This window comes from Streptococcus sp. CF7_Ac1-8 (genome assembly GCF_024295435.1).
GTDB classification, from domain to species: Bacteria; Bacillota; Bacilli; order Lactobacillales; family Streptococcaceae; genus Streptococcus; species Streptococcus mitis_AP.
In genome coordinates, this window is record NZ_JANCPI010000001.1 from 68,445 (window position 1) to 82,353 (window position 13,909).

The window sequence follows — 13,909 nt, forward strand, 5'->3', positions numbered from 1 at the left end:
TTGTAAGATTGGGAGAAATGTAGCCATTTCATTAAAAATATTTTACCATAAAAAGAAGGCAAGAAGAAAACCCTTGTGGATACAAGGGTTCAAAAATTTTAGAATAGATTAGTCGAATTCATAGACTAACAGTAAAATAACTGTTTCTACCTCACCAAAACCAGCCTTCATTATCGTCAATGGCTTGGGCTTCTTTGCGTTTTCGTGGGCCTGTTCCATACATTTCTGCTTCAATTTCTTCCTTGGTTGGCATGATAGAAGCTAGGATGATATAGATAATCACGCCAAGTCCAAAGTTTGCAACTGTAAAAATGGCAAACAGAAAACGAACAAGGGTAACATCAAAGTTCCACTTATCTGACAGACCTGCCAAAACTCCTGAAATCATGCGATTTCGTCTCATTTTATAAAATTTACTGTTCATGGTATTACCTCTTTCTACTAGGTTAGACATAGTATATCACGGATAGGCTCGGCTTTCATCAGTCCTCAGGCTGATTTATTAATAGCAATTTACCTCTACAAACTCCACAGCGATAGCGTTTGGTATCAATCCTACGCTTGCGCTGATACCTTTGCTGGCAGGATTGGCAACGATAAAGCTTGATTTGTTTGGAGTTACTATTAGGCAAGGACGGTACAAAGCGTAATCCATCCACTGCTTTCAACAGTTCCTTAAAATCCCAATCCTTGTGTTGATAGCCCTTCCCTTGAAAATAGAGGTGATAATGACAGAGTTCATGGCGGACAATTTTTCTAAAAACATCCAAACCCAGTTCCTGATAAACTTTGGGGTTGAAATCCAGATGCCCATCTTTTGGGAAAAATCGCCCACCTGTCGTTCGCAGACGAGAATTCCACTGGGCTTGATGGATAAAAGGTCTGCCGAAGTCTTCTAGTGAAACCTGCTTAACGTAATCAGTTAGATTCATTTGGAGCTAGGAGCGACAGATTGACTTTTTCACGTTCAGTATCGATTTTCTTGACCCAAACGGTCACCAAATCACCAACTGACACCACTTGGCTTGGGTGTTTGATAAATTTGCGACTCATGTGGGAAATATGGATCAAACCGTCCTCGTGAATCCCGATATCAACGAAGGCACCAAAGTCAACGACGTTACGCACCACTCCTTCTAGCTTCTGACCAACCACTAAATCCTTGATATCTAGTACATCTTGGCGAAGTACAGGTGCGTCAAAGGAATCACGGAAATCTCGACCTGGTTTGAGAAGATCTGCAATGATATCTTTAAGAGTTTCTGGACCAAGGTCTAGTTCTTGCGCCATTTCCTTGACTGAAAGGGACTTGAGTTTGCTTTGGGCTTCTTCATTCAGATCCTTGATATCCAAACGTTTGAAAAGTTCCTTGACCGCAGCATAGTTTTCTGGGTGAACTCCTGTATTATCAAGGATATTGCTACTTTCTGGGATACGGAGGAAACCAGCTGCCTGCTCAAAGGCCTTGGCTCCCAGACGAGGAACTTTCTTGATTTGGGCGCGTGAAGTGATTTTTCCTTCTTCCTCACGGTATTTGACGATATTTTCAGAAATGGTTTTATTAAGTCCAGCTACATGGGAAAGAAGAGCTGGGCTGGCTGTATTGACATTGACACCGACTTGGTTAACTACGGTATCCACGACAAAGTCCAGACTTTCAGATAGTTTCTTCTGGCTGACATCATGCTGGTATTGGCCGACACCGATTGACTTAGGATCGATTTTAACCAATTCAGCAAGGGGATCTTGCAAACGACGGGCGATAGAGATGGCAGAGCGTTTTTCAACGGTCAAGTCTGGAAACTCCTGACGAGCAAGTTCACTGGCAGAGTATACAGAAGCGCCACTTTCATTGACGATAACATAGCTGACTTCTGGAAACTCTTTAAGAACTTCCGCAACGAAAGCCTCACTTTCACGACTAGCCGTTCCATTTCCAATGGCAATAATTTCCACGCCGTATTGACCGATCAAGTCTGCCAAATCTTTCTTGGCTTCTTCTATTTGACGAGCTGATGCTGGTTTGACAGGATAAATGACCTGAGTCGTCAGCATTTTCCCCGTCGCATCCACGACAGCCAGCTTGGCACCTGTACGAAAGGCAGGGTCAAATCCAAGAACCACGCGCCCTTTCAACGGAGCAACCAAGAGGAGATTGCGCAGGTTGTCAGAAAAGAGTTGAATAGCACCTTCTTCTGCCTTCTCAGTTAATTCTGTCCGAATACGGCGCTCGATAGCAGGCAAGACTTTCTTTTTAACAGATTGCCGAACCACTTCATCAATATAGGCATTTTTCATCTTGAAACGAGCTGCAAAGAAGGCAAGAATGCGGTCCGTCGCATGTTCAAAACCGACCTTCAAGACACCTAGCTTCTCCCCACGATTGAGAGCCAAGGTACGATAACCCTGCATATTTCCAACTGTCTCTGAAAAATCATAATAAATCTGAAAAACCTGCTTTTCATCAAGACTTTCATCCTTGACTTGAGAAGTGAGTTTAGAGTGTCTCAGCACTTCCTGATAAGTCATGGCGCGCAGTGTCACATCTTCCGATAAGGCTTCTATCAAGATATCAACTGCACCAGCCAAGGCTTCCTTGCCAGTCGCAAATCCTTCACAGACAAACTTTTCAGCTTCTTTCTCTAAGTCAGCTACATTCTGCAAGATTAAGCGAGCAAGTGGGAAAAGTCCAGCTTCACGGGCAATGGTTGCCTTGGTTCGACGTTTTTCCTTGTATGGAAGATAGAGTTCTTCTACGTCTGCTAATTTTTCGGCAACTAAGATAGCTTCTTCCAACTCTTTGGTCAACTTGCCTTGTTCTTGAATCTTAGCTAAAACAGCTTCCTTACGGTCATTGAGGTTTGTCAGACTTTTATCCAAGTCAATAATAGCCTTAATTGCCACCTCGTCCAGACTACCAGTCATGTCCTTGCGATAACGCGCGATAAAGGGAATAGTCGCCCCTTCAGCTGTCAAACTTAGAACAGTATCAATTTGCTTTAACGTCACTCCCAAATCCTGGGAGATTTTTTCATATTTTTTATCCATGAATCTATTATACCACAAGCTAAACGTTTCAAATTAACTCGTAGAACATTTAAAAAATATGTAGGGAATAGATTTATATGCTATAGCGCAATAACTTGTACTTAAAGAGCATTGCCACCTTTTTTTAACCAAGCCATGATATCAAAAGTATTTAATGGATCTGGCATAATAGCTAGTTCTGAAAGATGTTCCTGACCTGGAATAACACATTGACTTTTTAAATTTTTATATGGACGATTGACTAAAATTAATTTATTAGACATAGGGAAGATTATCCATCTTACTTAAAATTTCTTCACTAGCTGAATCTTTATTATCAAATTTAAAATAAAGATTATCCCAATTTATACGTTTTTTTCTTTTTTCCCACTTAGTCCGTGCTTCTTCAATACTAGAATAATGTAAAAAGTGAATATCTATATCTCCTAAGTGCCCCAAAGGATAAACTTCATGAGTCCAGCTCGGTGAAATAAGTTCCTCTTCGAAAACAAGTTCTTGTTCCATATAGTAACGAAAATCCTTTGTAAGTTTATAATAATCATCAGGGAGAATAAATAAACCAACAAAAGGTGTTCTATATTGAAAACCAAGTTGTTTATAAATTAATCCGCCGACACAATTATTACTTATAATGGTAAAATCTAATCTTTCAAGATCAAGAAAAGGGAAAATTCCTTTCTCTGCAGCTATCAACTTATGATAAACAATTTCAGAATCTAAATGTTCACCGTCATTTTTTAACCAAGCACTAAAATTTGCTAATTCTTGAATATACTGTTTTTTCGCTATTTCTATATCATAGTCTTCTAAGACAGAGCAATCTTTGATTCTATTTTCATAATTTTCTAATATGATTTTGTAGGAGTCTTTTAGAGGTTTAGCATCTACAACAGGTTTATAGATATATGTCGGGAAATTAATATAGGTTGCAGTTTTAGAGTGAATATAAAGTCTCCAAATAAGGTTGTTTATATCAAATTGATTTATTTTTCGTAAAAGCTTACTATTGAATAATTTTCCAAATAATGAGCAATATTGTTTTCTAATTCGATGATCTGTATCATCCATCTTTTGCAAAACTTGAACATTCGTTAAATTTTCTGTCAACCAATTATCCCCCCAAGGATAAAAGTAAAATACTCCATCATTCAAATCAGCAAAATTACCAAGAACCACTTCAGAATCGGATAATCTTATCGCATGATACATCTTTTCAAATGTCCAATCAAATAATGAATCATTTGAAGATAGAAACGTAATATAATCTCCTGTAATCATATCAGACAACTCAGCAAAAGAATTCTCATCTATAATCTTAATATTAAATGATAGATCCATCTGTTGGCTAATGGAAACTATTTCCTCTGTAGATTGATTTACAATAATAACCTCTATATCTTTTAATGTTTGTCTTTCCACTATTGACAAAGACTCTAATAAACTATTTCTGTCTCCTTGATGTAACAAAACAACACTAATTGAGTAAGTCAATTTGACTACCTCCCATAATTTTCTGCTAATGATTTTCTTTTTATTTTAATTATAGCACAAAGAATTTGGTGTTTACAAATGCTTGCCGTTGCTTGTTGATAGTTTATTTTCATAATTATCTTTGCCCGTATCATTGAGAAAGTTGCAATTTAATTCTAATAGTTTACAAAAGGATCAGTGATTAATTGCACTGTTTTTATTTTTTACAAAACGCTTTATAAAGCTATTTGTTGAAGTTAACGAATCAATTTTCAGAGCAAATAAAAAACCGCAAGCCTGAGCCTGTGGTGGAGATAATCTTTTTTGAAATTTTTAAACAAAAAAGGAGCATTTAAGCTCCCTTCTTTGAAATAACGGACACTTGGCTGGTCGGTGTACCCAGCATCTCAGATACCTTTTTCAAGGTGCGGCAGGAACCTTTCTGCCCTCAAATGTCTTTCGTTAATATTATTCTAGCACTATCTACTTTTTTTGTCAAGCTTTCTCAATCTACCAGACTTAATACGACTTTGTAACTTGTAATCTTGTAAACGATACATGGTCGGAACATAAAAGAAATCTCCACTTTTATGTAACTTGATGGCAACGAGGACATTATCATCAAATCTTTTTACATATTCAAAACTAGCGTCTTTCTCTCGTGGATTGACCCCAACGAAATCTGGATTACTTAGTATAAGTTCCAGATCTTCGATATGATGAATCACATCATTATGATGACGTTTTATCATATGGCTTCTTAAACCGTCTTTGTTAACTTTGATATCACTAGCTTCAAGAACAATATTAAAAATTTCTTTTACTTCGTCAGTAACCTGACCGATCTTTTTATGTTCCATCATTTCCTCCGTTATTCCACAATTATTATATCACAATCATAGTGTATATTAGGCTATATCACACTCTATTATTCGTTAGATACTCAATTTTAACTTTTCCCTTTTCCTTAAAATAATAGTATAATAGAGGTAGAATTTAGAATCGAGGTACACCTATGGCTGTAAAATTTACAAAACGAGACGACTTGGACAAGATGTTTGAAGAGTTTGCGAAACTCCCTGATTTGAAGCAGGTCACTTTCCCTGATGACAAAGAGAAAAAAGCCAAAGCAGAAAAGAAAAACTAGATGACTGCTTTCCAACAACTCCCATCTAGTGTGCTTCAGACTGGGGCTATTTTTCTCTCTATAATCATTGAAGCCCTACCCTTCGTTCTGATAGGAAGTATTGTTTCAGGACTGATTGAGGTTTATATCACACCTGACAAGGTTTATCATTTCCTCCCTCGAAATCGTTGGGGGAGAATCTTTTTTGGCACCTTCGTTGGGATACTTTTCCCTTCTTGCGAATGTGGGATCGTCCCTATTATCAATCGTTTTCTGGAAAAAAAGGTGCCCAGTTACACAACCGTTCCCTTTCTTGTAACAGCACCTGTTATCAATCCTATAGTCCTCTTTGCGACCTATTCTGCCTTTGGCAATTCATTCCATGTCGCTCTGTTACGAGCTCTGGGTTCCATTGTTGTGGCTGTGATACTTGGGATTTTTCTAGGATTTTTCTGGCAAGAACCGATTCAGAAAGAAAATCGTCTGGCTTGTCATGAACATGATTTTTCTCGCTTGAGCCCTGCAAAAAAAGTTTTTCAGGTCTTTGTGCAGGCTATTGATGAATTTTTTGATACGGGGCGTTATTTGGTATTTGGCTGTCTCTTTGCCTCAATAATACAGGTTTATGTTCCGACTCGGATTCTGACCTCTATCAGTGCGACCCCTCTTTTTGCCATCCTGCTCTTGATGCTTTTGGCCTTTCTTCTCTCTCTCTGCAGTGAGGCGGATGCCTTTATCGGTGCTTCTCTTCTCTCAAGTTTCGGTTTGGCACCAGTTCTGGCCTTTCTCGTCATTGGCCCAATGCTGGATATCAAAAATATTCTCATGATGAAAAATTACTTGAAAGCACGATTTATCAGTCACTTCATTATGATTGTGACTCTTGTCGTCTTAGTGTATTCTCTCTTGATTGGAGTCATCCTATGATTCGATTTTTAGTTTTAGCTGGCTATTTTGAATTGACCATTTATCTCCATCTGTCCGGAAAATTAAACCAGTACATCAACATGCACTATTCCTATCTGGCCTATATTTCCATGGTGCTTTCCTTTATCTTGGCAATCGTACAGCTGTATATCTGGATGAAGCAAGTCAAAACCCACAGTCATTTAAATAGCCGATTGGCCAAGGTGACGAGTATTGCTCTTCTAGCTATTCCTATTGTCGTCGGTATAACTTTTCCAACTGTTAGCTTGGATTCCCAGACCGTTTCTGCCAAAGGCTATCATTTCCCCTTATCAGAAGATACGGATCAGGCCATTCAGACCAGTGAAGGGACGACAAGCCAATATTTGAAACCAGATACCAGTTCTTATTTCTCAAAAACAGCCTATGAAAAGGAAATGCGAACTGCGGCAGATAAATATTTGTCCCAAGATAGCATTCAGATTACGAATGAAAACTATATGGAAGTCATGGAGGCTATCTACGACTATCCAGATGAGTTTGAGGGCAAGACAGTCCAGTTCACAGGCTTTGTCTATAACGACCCCAGTCATGCCAATAGCCAATTTCTGTTCCGCTTCGGCATTATTCACTGTATCGCGGATTCAGGTGTCTATGGATTGCTGACCCAGGGAAATACCCGTCAGTATGAGAATAACACTTGGATAACGGCCAAAGGAAAACTGGCCAATCACTACCATAAAGAACTCAAACAAAACCTCCCAACCTTGGAAATCTACAGTTTTACCAAAGTTGATAAACCAGAAAATCCCTATGTTTATCGCGTGTTTTAAAAGATAAAAAGACAAAACGAACAAGTTCTCTTCTGAATGACAGAAAAAGAACCTGTTCGTTTGTTATTATATGACATGTAAGAAGATGCAGAAAATTCTCTACCCTCAATAAAAAGAGACTATATTCGTTTCTGCATTATAGATTTCTAATATAGTCTCTTTTTATCTATTTTTATACTTACAAGAATTGAATTTTTGAGCTTAATTTTTTCCATTAATTCTAAATGAATGTTCAGAAATCCGTTTGGCGTAAGTAGTTAAGCTTTCATCTGTTAAGGATTCTACTGCGATAGTCACACACATATTTACCGCTTCTTCAACCGTTACAGAAAAACGATAACGATTTATCTCTAGAAATTTCACCAAAACGAAGAAAGCAGTTCGTTTATTAGCATTTGCAAAAACATGCTTCTTTATCAATTGGACAAATAGTATCGTTGCTTTATCAAAAATTGTTGGATAAAGAGGCTTCCCAAAGACAAATTGTTCTGGTAAATTGACAATCATATTTAAGGCAGAAGGACTAACTGTTTGAATTTTCTCATTTGGAGAATACCGTTGAATTGCTAAAGCATTTATTTTTTCAATTTGCTTTTCTGTTAGATAGATAGTCATTTTTCCACCAAAGCTTTGAAAACATCGTCGTATTCGTCAAATATTTTATCTAAATTTAAGTCAAAGGCATCATCAGATACATAAGAAACCTGCTGATCCAATTCTTCAGGAGTAAAGATAATCTCACCACTGGCTAACAATTTCGCTTCGTATTTAACACCACTTGGAATATTAAATTCACTTGGAATCGTAATGGTGATTGAATTTCCTTGTTTTCTTGTTTTTACTACCATCTGATTTCCTCCTTTGTCATATTATAACAAATCATTACGGTAATTACAATGGCAGAATAATTAGATATCGTAACAATATCTATCAGAGTAAATAAATACTATGGTTCTGAAACGTTATTAATGCCACTATTTTAACAGGTTTTGAAGCTTTTGCCATTCAAGCAATACAAGTAGCTCATAGAGAATAAGAGAACCACTCATTAATCATACTAGCGATTTCTTTGGGTGCTTCAGTATAAAGCTCATGGCAAAAGTTCTCTAGAAGAATAGTATCAAAATAGTCTGGCAATTCTTTTAGGGCTTCCTCTCTCCATGTAGCTTCATTAGGATAGCGAGGACTGATAAACAAGGTATCACCCACTTCTCTCTTAAAAGCTTGTATCTTCCTCCGTAGGAGGAGTATCGCTTCTATATTTTCATAATTTATAGCTAACTCATATCTATTATACTGCGCATTCCAGTGATAGGACTGCCTTACGGCTTTCTCCATATTTTCTGACCAATGCTTTGCTTCAGATTTTTCTTTAGAAATAAGAAGAGCTAAGTCTGAAACGACTTGAGATTCGATATAGTTTTTAGCTTCCTCTAACTCTGTATCTAAAGGTAAAATCTTATCTAAATCTAGATAGCCACCATCCAAAAGAATTAGTTTTTTCACTTCATAAAATTCCGATGCGAGATAACGAGCTAAATCTCCTCCAAGAGAATGGCCTATCAGACAAATAGATTCTTCCTCTTCTATCGATTTTTTAAACCATGATTTCAATTCTGTTTCATCTCGAAGATGTTTTTCATATGGATTCAGAAAATAGACCTGCGAATCTAGTTCTTGAAGAAAATCCTTGCTATGATAGACATTGCTTCCCAAACCGCCAATAAAATATTTTTTCATTCTCTACTTAATACTATGCTTATTCATCTTTTGTTCAAAGATAGTTGTGATAATCTGACGTAATTCTTCGCGTTCTTTTTCTGGAATTTCGCCACCTGTTTGAGCTGCAGCGTAGAGTTCAGGGTGTTCAATTGAAATGCGTTTAATCGTACGTGTCGTAGCATGTTTTCTGACGAAAAATGGGATTCGCTTAATCAAATCTTGTGGTACTAGTGCAAGAATTTTCTCAGCAGTTTCCTTGTCACTAATCTTAGACGTCGTAAGCCCCTTCTTAATCATTTCTTGTTCTTTTTCTGTAAAATCTTTTAATTCCATTCGATTAGTCCTCCTATTTTCTCTCAGTTAAATTATATATCATTTGTAGCAAGACGACAAATAGTCTGTTTGTAAAATGCTCTCTATATTACAATTTTACTGTCACTTTTAATTGCTCTTTAATGAAAAATCACAAATCCATTTGGAGAGATGACAAGCTGATTTTCCAATTCTTGGCAATTGCTTGCTAGTGCTACTACTTCTTTCTCTAAAAGATAATCATCTTTTGATTGATTAAAGATGGCTTTAAGGACCCGGCCTTCGTATGTCCATTCCAAGGCAACTACATTTTGTTTGATTTCTTTTAGGCTGTACTTGCCTTGCGAAATGATTGCTGACGCGTGTTTGCGAATCTTGATTAGCTTCTTCATGAAATTCAACATATCATTGTCACTTGATACTCGTTCCCAAGGCATACAACGACGACAATCCGGGTCTGGTCCTCCGGTCAAGGCTAGCTCGGTTCCATAATAGATGCAGGGTGTTCCTTTTTGTAAAAAGAGAAAGGCTAGGGCTGATTTAACCAGTTGAACGTCTTCATTCGCCGTCCACAAGATTCGTTCTGTATCATGCGAATCCAATAGATTAAACATAACCTCTGAAATCTGCTGTTTGTAATACATAGATTGGCCATTGATTTCATTGATGAACTGGTCTGTCTTCTTAACACCTCGTAAGAAATACTCTTTGATGCTATCAGATAAAGGATAATTCATGACCGCATGGAACTCATCTCCATTTAGCCAAGGCTGAGCCGTATGCCAGACTTCTCCTAAAATATAAAGTTCAGGCTTTTTAGCTAAAACTTCCTTTCGAAAATACTTCCAGAACTGATGGTCAATCTCATTAGCCACATCCAAACGCCAAGCATCAATATCAAACTCTTCAATCCAATAAGTCGCAACCTTTAAAAGATAGTCCTTGACCTCTGAATTGGCCGTATTTAGTTTAGGCATATAGTTCTCGAAACCAAAAGCGTGATAAGGTAGTTCCCTCTTATTAGCAAGCTTATCAGTCATCACTGGGAATTGTTGGATATGGAACCAATCTTTATAAGCAGATTGCTCACCATTTTCGACAACATCTTGCCATTGAGGAGATTGCGAACCAATATGATTAAATACAGCATCCAGCATGATTTTCATACCTCGCTGATGCGCTTGCTCGACCAGCTCCCGAAATGTCTCCTTATCTCCAAAATGACGGTCAATTTCAAAGTACTCTGTCGTATTGTACTTATGATTGCTCGTAGATTCAAAGATAGGACAAAGATAAAGTCCAGTAATGCCCAAATCTTGCAAGTAATCCAGATGGTAAATAATCCCCTGTAAATCACCACCAAAGAAATCATCACTCTGAGGTGTGATAGATGAATCCCAGTCTAAAATTCCTTCTGTGTTTAATCGAGCATTTCCATTGGCAAAGCGTTCTGGGAAAATCTGATACCATACCGTATTTGAAACCCAATCAGGAACTTGGCATGCATCAATCTCATGAAGATAGGGCAACTTAAATCCATTTCCAATAGCATGAAGATTTTCTAGAGAATTGTCCACACACCCTTTATCGCCATACAAAATACTTTGATCTTCTGTATCCTTGAGTTCAAAGAGATACTGGATACGTGCAAAGTCAACTGACACTTCAACCTGCCAATAATCAAATAAGGCATCAGAAGTTATCTTGGCCATTTCTTTTGTATCCTGATAAAAATCCTCCATAAAGATAAAAGGGTCCCCATAATGCAAGTTGATGCTCTCAATATCATCTTTCTTGGTCCGGATACGAATGTGCACTGTCTTATCCTTATAAAGATAGGCATACTCCGACTCAGGCCTATGGTAAATGGCTGTTAATTCCATTGTATCTGTCTCCTAGTTTACTTTTATCCGTATACAACGCAAACGTTTTCACAATTGTTAATCTAGTATACTACTTTCGTATTTTATTTGCAAGTTTTGTCCATAGTTTCGAGTGGTTTGGTTCTATAAATAAAAAAGCAGCCAGTCTTACAACTTACTACTTTTCAAATGATGATTTACAAATGTCTTTCTAGCCACTCAATTTTTTTAAAATCCTTATTGTTATTGTGCTCATTTCGATAAGAATCTTGGGAAGAAGCCTTGTAAATACTTAAATACTGTTCTAGGTTTGGAACACGAAACGTGATGTCATCGAGATGAATCAGCTCAATATCGGATTCCGAAATATCCGAAAAATCAGGTAAAGAATCGATACTTCCGAATTCAACACTCAGACCATCTTTTTTGAATTCATGCTCATGAATATCTATTAAGGCATAGCCTAAGTGTTTCATCACTTTCATTATCTTGTCCCACTCATAAATTCTGAGATGATCAGGTGCTTCCCAACCTCTAGGATCACCAGGCACATGAATGTCAATGTCAGACGGCCCCCATTCTTCATTTGAACGGTATTCAAAACCCAAAGACCCCATGAGCGTCGGAGTGATTCCGACTTGGTTTAAATGAGAACAAATTGTTCGAAATTCATCAAATAGAGAATTCATTCCTCCTCCAATCGTTGATATGAGACTTTATTTCTCTGTGAGAGATAAACTAATTTTTACCTTCTACTCTTTCGGTTTTGAAAATACTTCTACTCGCTGAGCTAGGACTTTGATTTCTACAGGTAGATTATCCGATTTATCACCGTCAACATCTGACTCCAATTCACTATCTGAAGAGATCTGAATATTACGCGCTCTGATATACTCAATATTATCATTACCGACAACATCTCCTTTTAGTAAATCAGGAATGACGGATAATTTAGAGAATATAGATGCATCTTTTAGAATCAAAATATTGGCATAGCCGTCCTTGTTTTCTTCAAAGATTTTCTTATCAGCGAAGTAATTTGTCAAGAGAACCAAAACATGGCTAGCTTCACCAACATAATTTCCATTTTCTGTCTCAACCTTAATGTTAAAGACCTGATCTGTCATGACAGACTTCATGGTATTTACAGCATAGGCTAAAATACCGAATTTTGTCTTGTCCTCGATTTCAACATTGTGAATCGCCTCAGGCAGAGAACCGATACTAAAGATATAACCAAAATAGTTATCATTTGATTTACCGATATCAATCTTATTGGTTAAGTTGAAATCCAGTTCATCAATCGCACCATCAATGTCTTGATTGATTTCCAACAGTTTCGTAATGAGGTTACCCGTCCCACCTGGGATAATCCCTAACTTAGGAATGTAGTCTCTCTCAGCAATACCCGAAATGACTTCGTTGACAGTCCCATCTCCACCAAACACAACCACTGCATCGTACTGCTCACGAGAAGCTTCTTCAGCAAAATGTGTTGCATCCAGCGCCTTTTCGGTAATTTTGGTTTCCACGTGCTCAAAGTATTCTTTTGCTTTATTCTCCAGCTTTTCTTTGTAATCCAAAGCCTTTTCGCCACCAGAAGTAGGGTTGATAATTACCATTGCTTTTTTCATTAATGTTCTCCTTAATATTCGTTAAAAATATATATCTCATTATATGAAACTAAACGTATCCCTATTATACTACGAAAATACAGAAAAGAGAAATCTGACGTACTGGAGATTAATACGCTTTTATTCTATTTTCCCATCGTATAACTACATCCTTTAAGGATTCATCCAAGTAAGAAAAGGCCTTATCCTTTATCCAGTCAGGAATACCGTATGCCGCCTCGGCTATGCTACCAGTAATTGCAGCGAGAGTATCACTGTCGCCACCAAGTGAGATGGCATTTCTTATCGCATCTTCGAAGTCTCTACTTTCTAGAAATGCAATAATGGCCTGTGGTACGGTATCCTGGCACGTTTCATTGAAACGGTATGTAGGACGGATTTCATCTAAAGTTTGAGATAGATTGTAGCCGTATTCCTGCTCAATATAATCCTTAATCCGTCTTTTACACTCTGTAGGATTGTCATTGATTGGTTGCTCATAATCTCCGCAATAACCTCCAAAGTAATAACGACACAGAAAGATAGCATCAGCTGTAGCCATTGCACCTTTGATACCTTCTGGATGATTATGAGTTACCTCTGCAGAAAGACTCGCAAATTCCCTAGATGATGGCCACATTCCGGTTCTCGCACAAAAACCACAGTCCATTGTCCAAGCACATGGAGAAACACGCATAGCCGAACCATTCCCAAAGCTATTATAAGGCTCACGGTTATCGCTGTTTAGCCATGCATTAAACCGAGCACCATAATCAGCATCAGGATACATTCTACCATATTTCTCCATAGCATCAATGAAGTCGTCTTTTTGTCCCCCATTCATAATCGCCTCTGCAACAGCACAGGTCATAACCGTGTCATCTGTAAAAAAGCAATCCTTCCGAAATAAAGGAAAGTCCTTCGTTTTGATATTGTTCCATTCGTAAACAGAACCGATAATATCTCCGATAATTGCTCCTAGCATAAGATTTCTCCTCGTGAACTATTGGTTTAGAC

Annotated in this window: 15 protein-coding genes and 1 pseudogene; 3 read left to right on the forward strand and 13 right to left on the reverse strand. The window is 37.7% G+C overall.

What is annotated here, in order from left to right:
* Nucleotides 1–151: 151 nt before the first annotated feature.
* The 5 genes and pseudogenes from NMM26_RS00250 to NMM26_RS00275 form a co-directional block, all read right to left on the reverse strand.
* Complete coding sequence (locus NMM26_RS00250; protein ID WP_001085044.1) at nucleotides 152–424, reverse strand: PspC domain-containing protein; 273 nt, start codon at nucleotides 422–424, stop codon at nucleotides 152–154.
* 58 nt (nucleotides 425–482) lie between these two features.
* A complete protein-coding gene (locus NMM26_RS00255; RefSeq protein WP_001054509.1) occupies nucleotides 483–932 on the reverse strand; it encodes a SprT family protein in 450 nt (149 codons plus the stop codon).
* Nucleotides 919–3,048 (reverse strand): Tex family protein, encoded by a 2,130-nt coding sequence (locus NMM26_RS00260; RefSeq protein WP_000359152.1) that lies wholly within the window; start codon nucleotides 3,046–3,048, stop codon nucleotides 919–921. The genes NMM26_RS00255 and NMM26_RS00260 overlap by 14 nt, the downstream gene beginning before the upstream one ends.
* A 101-nt stretch (nucleotides 3,049–3,149) precedes the next feature.
* A pseudogene (locus NMM26_RS00270) lies at nucleotides 3,150–4,467 on the reverse strand (DUF1919 domain-containing protein).
* Nucleotides 4,468–4,997: 530 nt separating this feature from the next.
* Nucleotides 4,998–5,378 (reverse strand): PBECR2 nuclease fold domain-containing protein, encoded by a 381-nt coding sequence (locus tag NMM26_RS00275; RefSeq protein WP_261067473.1) that lies wholly within the window; start codon nucleotides 5,376–5,378, stop codon nucleotides 4,998–5,000.
* 155 nt (nucleotides 5,379–5,533) lie between these two features.
* On the opposite strand from NMM26_RS00275, the gene NMM26_RS00280 reads away from it, so the two are divergent.
* From NMM26_RS00280 to NMM26_RS00290, 3 genes are read left to right on the forward strand one after another with little or no spacing between them, the layout of a single operon-like run.
* Nucleotides 5,534–5,665 (forward strand): SPJ_0845 family protein, encoded by a 132-nt coding sequence (locus tag NMM26_RS00280; RefSeq protein WP_000268685.1) that lies wholly within the window; start codon nucleotides 5,534–5,536, stop codon nucleotides 5,663–5,665.
* Nucleotides 5,666–6,571, forward strand: a complete 906-nt coding sequence (locus tag NMM26_RS00285; RefSeq protein ID WP_254753767.1) for a permease — start codon at nucleotides 5,666–5,668, stop codon at nucleotides 6,569–6,571.
* Nucleotides 6,568–7,383 (forward strand): TIGR03943 family protein, encoded by an 816-nt coding sequence (locus NMM26_RS00290; RefSeq protein WP_254753768.1) that lies wholly within the window; start codon nucleotides 6,568–6,570, stop codon nucleotides 7,381–7,383. The genes NMM26_RS00285 and NMM26_RS00290 overlap by 4 nt, the downstream gene beginning before the upstream one ends.
* Nucleotides 7,384–7,584: 201 nt before the next feature.
* Here the strand turns inward: NMM26_RS00290 and NMM26_RS00295 are convergent, their stop codons facing one another.
* The 8 genes from NMM26_RS00295 to NMM26_RS00330 all read right to left on the reverse strand — a co-directional run bounded on the left by NMM26_RS00295 (nucleotide 7,585) and on the right by NMM26_RS00330 (nucleotide 13,877).
* Entirely contained in the window at nucleotides 7,585–7,998 is a 414-nt protein-coding gene (locus NMM26_RS00295) for a type II toxin-antitoxin system death-on-curing family toxin (protein ID WP_000158357.1), read from the reverse strand.
* Nucleotides 7,995–8,231, reverse strand: a complete 237-nt coding sequence (locus NMM26_RS00300) for a hypothetical protein (protein WP_000260598.1) — start codon at nucleotides 8,229–8,231, stop codon at nucleotides 7,995–7,997. The genes NMM26_RS00295 and NMM26_RS00300 overlap by 4 nt, the downstream gene beginning before the upstream one ends.
* A gap of 175 nt (nucleotides 8,232–8,406) precedes the next feature.
* Nucleotides 8,407–9,123, reverse strand: a complete 717-nt coding sequence (locus NMM26_RS00305; protein ID WP_000759783.1) for an alpha/beta hydrolase — start codon at nucleotides 9,121–9,123, stop codon at nucleotides 8,407–8,409.
* Between the two features lie 3 nt (nucleotides 9,124–9,126).
* The gene (locus tag NMM26_RS00310) at nucleotides 9,127–9,438 is read right to left on the reverse strand and encodes a hypothetical protein (protein WP_000420554.1); all 312 of its coding nucleotides are present in this window, start codon (nucleotides 9,436–9,438) and stop codon (nucleotides 9,127–9,129) included.
* 119 nt (nucleotides 9,439–9,557) lie between these two features.
* Complete coding sequence (locus NMM26_RS00315) at nucleotides 9,558–11,300, reverse strand: glycoside hydrolase family 13 protein (protein WP_254753769.1); 1,743 nt, start codon at nucleotides 11,298–11,300, stop codon at nucleotides 9,558–9,560.
* A gap of 176 nt (nucleotides 11,301–11,476) precedes the next feature.
* Nucleotides 11,477–11,968, reverse strand: coding sequence for a phosphoribosylanthranilate isomerase (locus NMM26_RS00320; protein WP_254753770.1), 492 nt, complete (start codon nucleotides 11,966–11,968; stop codon nucleotides 11,477–11,479).
* Between the two features lie 63 nt (nucleotides 11,969–12,031).
* Nucleotides 12,032–12,913 (reverse strand): diacylglycerol kinase family protein, encoded by an 882-nt coding sequence (locus NMM26_RS00325; protein ID WP_254753771.1) that lies wholly within the window; start codon nucleotides 12,911–12,913, stop codon nucleotides 12,032–12,034.
* Between the two features lie 109 nt (nucleotides 12,914–13,022).
* Complete coding sequence (locus NMM26_RS00330; protein WP_254753772.1) at nucleotides 13,023–13,877, reverse strand: ADP-ribosylglycohydrolase family protein; 855 nt, start codon at nucleotides 13,875–13,877, stop codon at nucleotides 13,023–13,025.
* Between the last annotated feature and the right edge of the window lie 32 nt (nucleotides 13,878–13,909).

What these genes read in the sequence shown, in the direction of transcription:
- NMM26_RS00250 (WP_001085044.1), bottom strand. Translation starts at nt 424, where the DNA reads ATGAACAGTAAATTTTATAAAATGAGACGAAATCGCATGATTTCAGGA.
- NMM26_RS00255 (WP_001054509.1), bottom strand. Translation starts at nt 932, where the DNA reads ATGAATCTAACTGATTACGTTAAGCAGGTTTCACTAGAAGACTTCGGC.
- NMM26_RS00260 (WP_000359152.1), bottom strand. Translation starts at nt 3,048, where the DNA reads ATGGATAAAAAATATGAAAAAATCTCCCAGGATTTGGGAGTGACGTTA.
- NMM26_RS00275 (WP_261067473.1), bottom strand. Translation starts at nt 5,378, where the DNA reads ATGGAACATAAAAAGATCGGTCAGGTTACTGACGAAGTAAAAGAAATT.
- NMM26_RS00280 (WP_000268685.1), top strand. Translation starts at nt 5,534, where the DNA reads ATGGCTGTAAAATTTACAAAACGAGACGACTTGGACAAGATGTTTGAA.
- NMM26_RS00285 (WP_254753767.1), top strand. Translation starts at nt 5,666, where the DNA reads ATGACTGCTTTCCAACAACTCCCATCTAGTGTGCTTCAGACTGGGGCT.
- NMM26_RS00290 (WP_254753768.1), top strand. Translation starts at nt 6,568, where the DNA reads ATGATTCGATTTTTAGTTTTAGCTGGCTATTTTGAATTGACCATTTAT.
- NMM26_RS00295 (WP_000158357.1), bottom strand. Translation starts at nt 7,998, where the DNA reads ATGACTATCTATCTAACAGAAAAGCAAATTGAAAAAATAAATGCTTTA.
- NMM26_RS00300 (WP_000260598.1), bottom strand. Translation starts at nt 8,231, where the DNA reads ATGGTAGTAAAAACAAGAAAACAAGGAAATTCAATCACCATTACGATT.
- NMM26_RS00305 (WP_000759783.1), bottom strand. Translation starts at nt 9,123, where the DNA reads ATGAAAAAATATTTTATTGGCGGTTTGGGAAGCAATGTCTATCATAGC.
- NMM26_RS00310 (WP_000420554.1), bottom strand. Translation starts at nt 9,438, where the DNA reads ATGGAATTAAAAGATTTTACAGAAAAAGAACAAGAAATGATTAAGAAG.
- NMM26_RS00315 (WP_254753769.1), bottom strand. Translation starts at nt 11,300, where the DNA reads ATGGAATTAACAGCCATTTACCATAGGCCTGAGTCGGAGTATGCCTAT.
- NMM26_RS00320 (WP_254753770.1), bottom strand. Translation starts at nt 11,968, where the DNA reads ATGAATTCTCTATTTGATGAATTTCGAACAATTTGTTCTCATTTAAAC.
- NMM26_RS00325 (WP_254753771.1), bottom strand. Translation starts at nt 12,913, where the DNA reads ATGAAAAAAGCAATGGTAATTATCAACCCTACTTCTGGTGGCGAAAAG.
- NMM26_RS00330 (WP_254753772.1), bottom strand. Translation starts at nt 13,877, where the DNA reads ATGCTAGGAGCAATTATCGGAGATATTATCGGTTCTGTTTACGAATGG.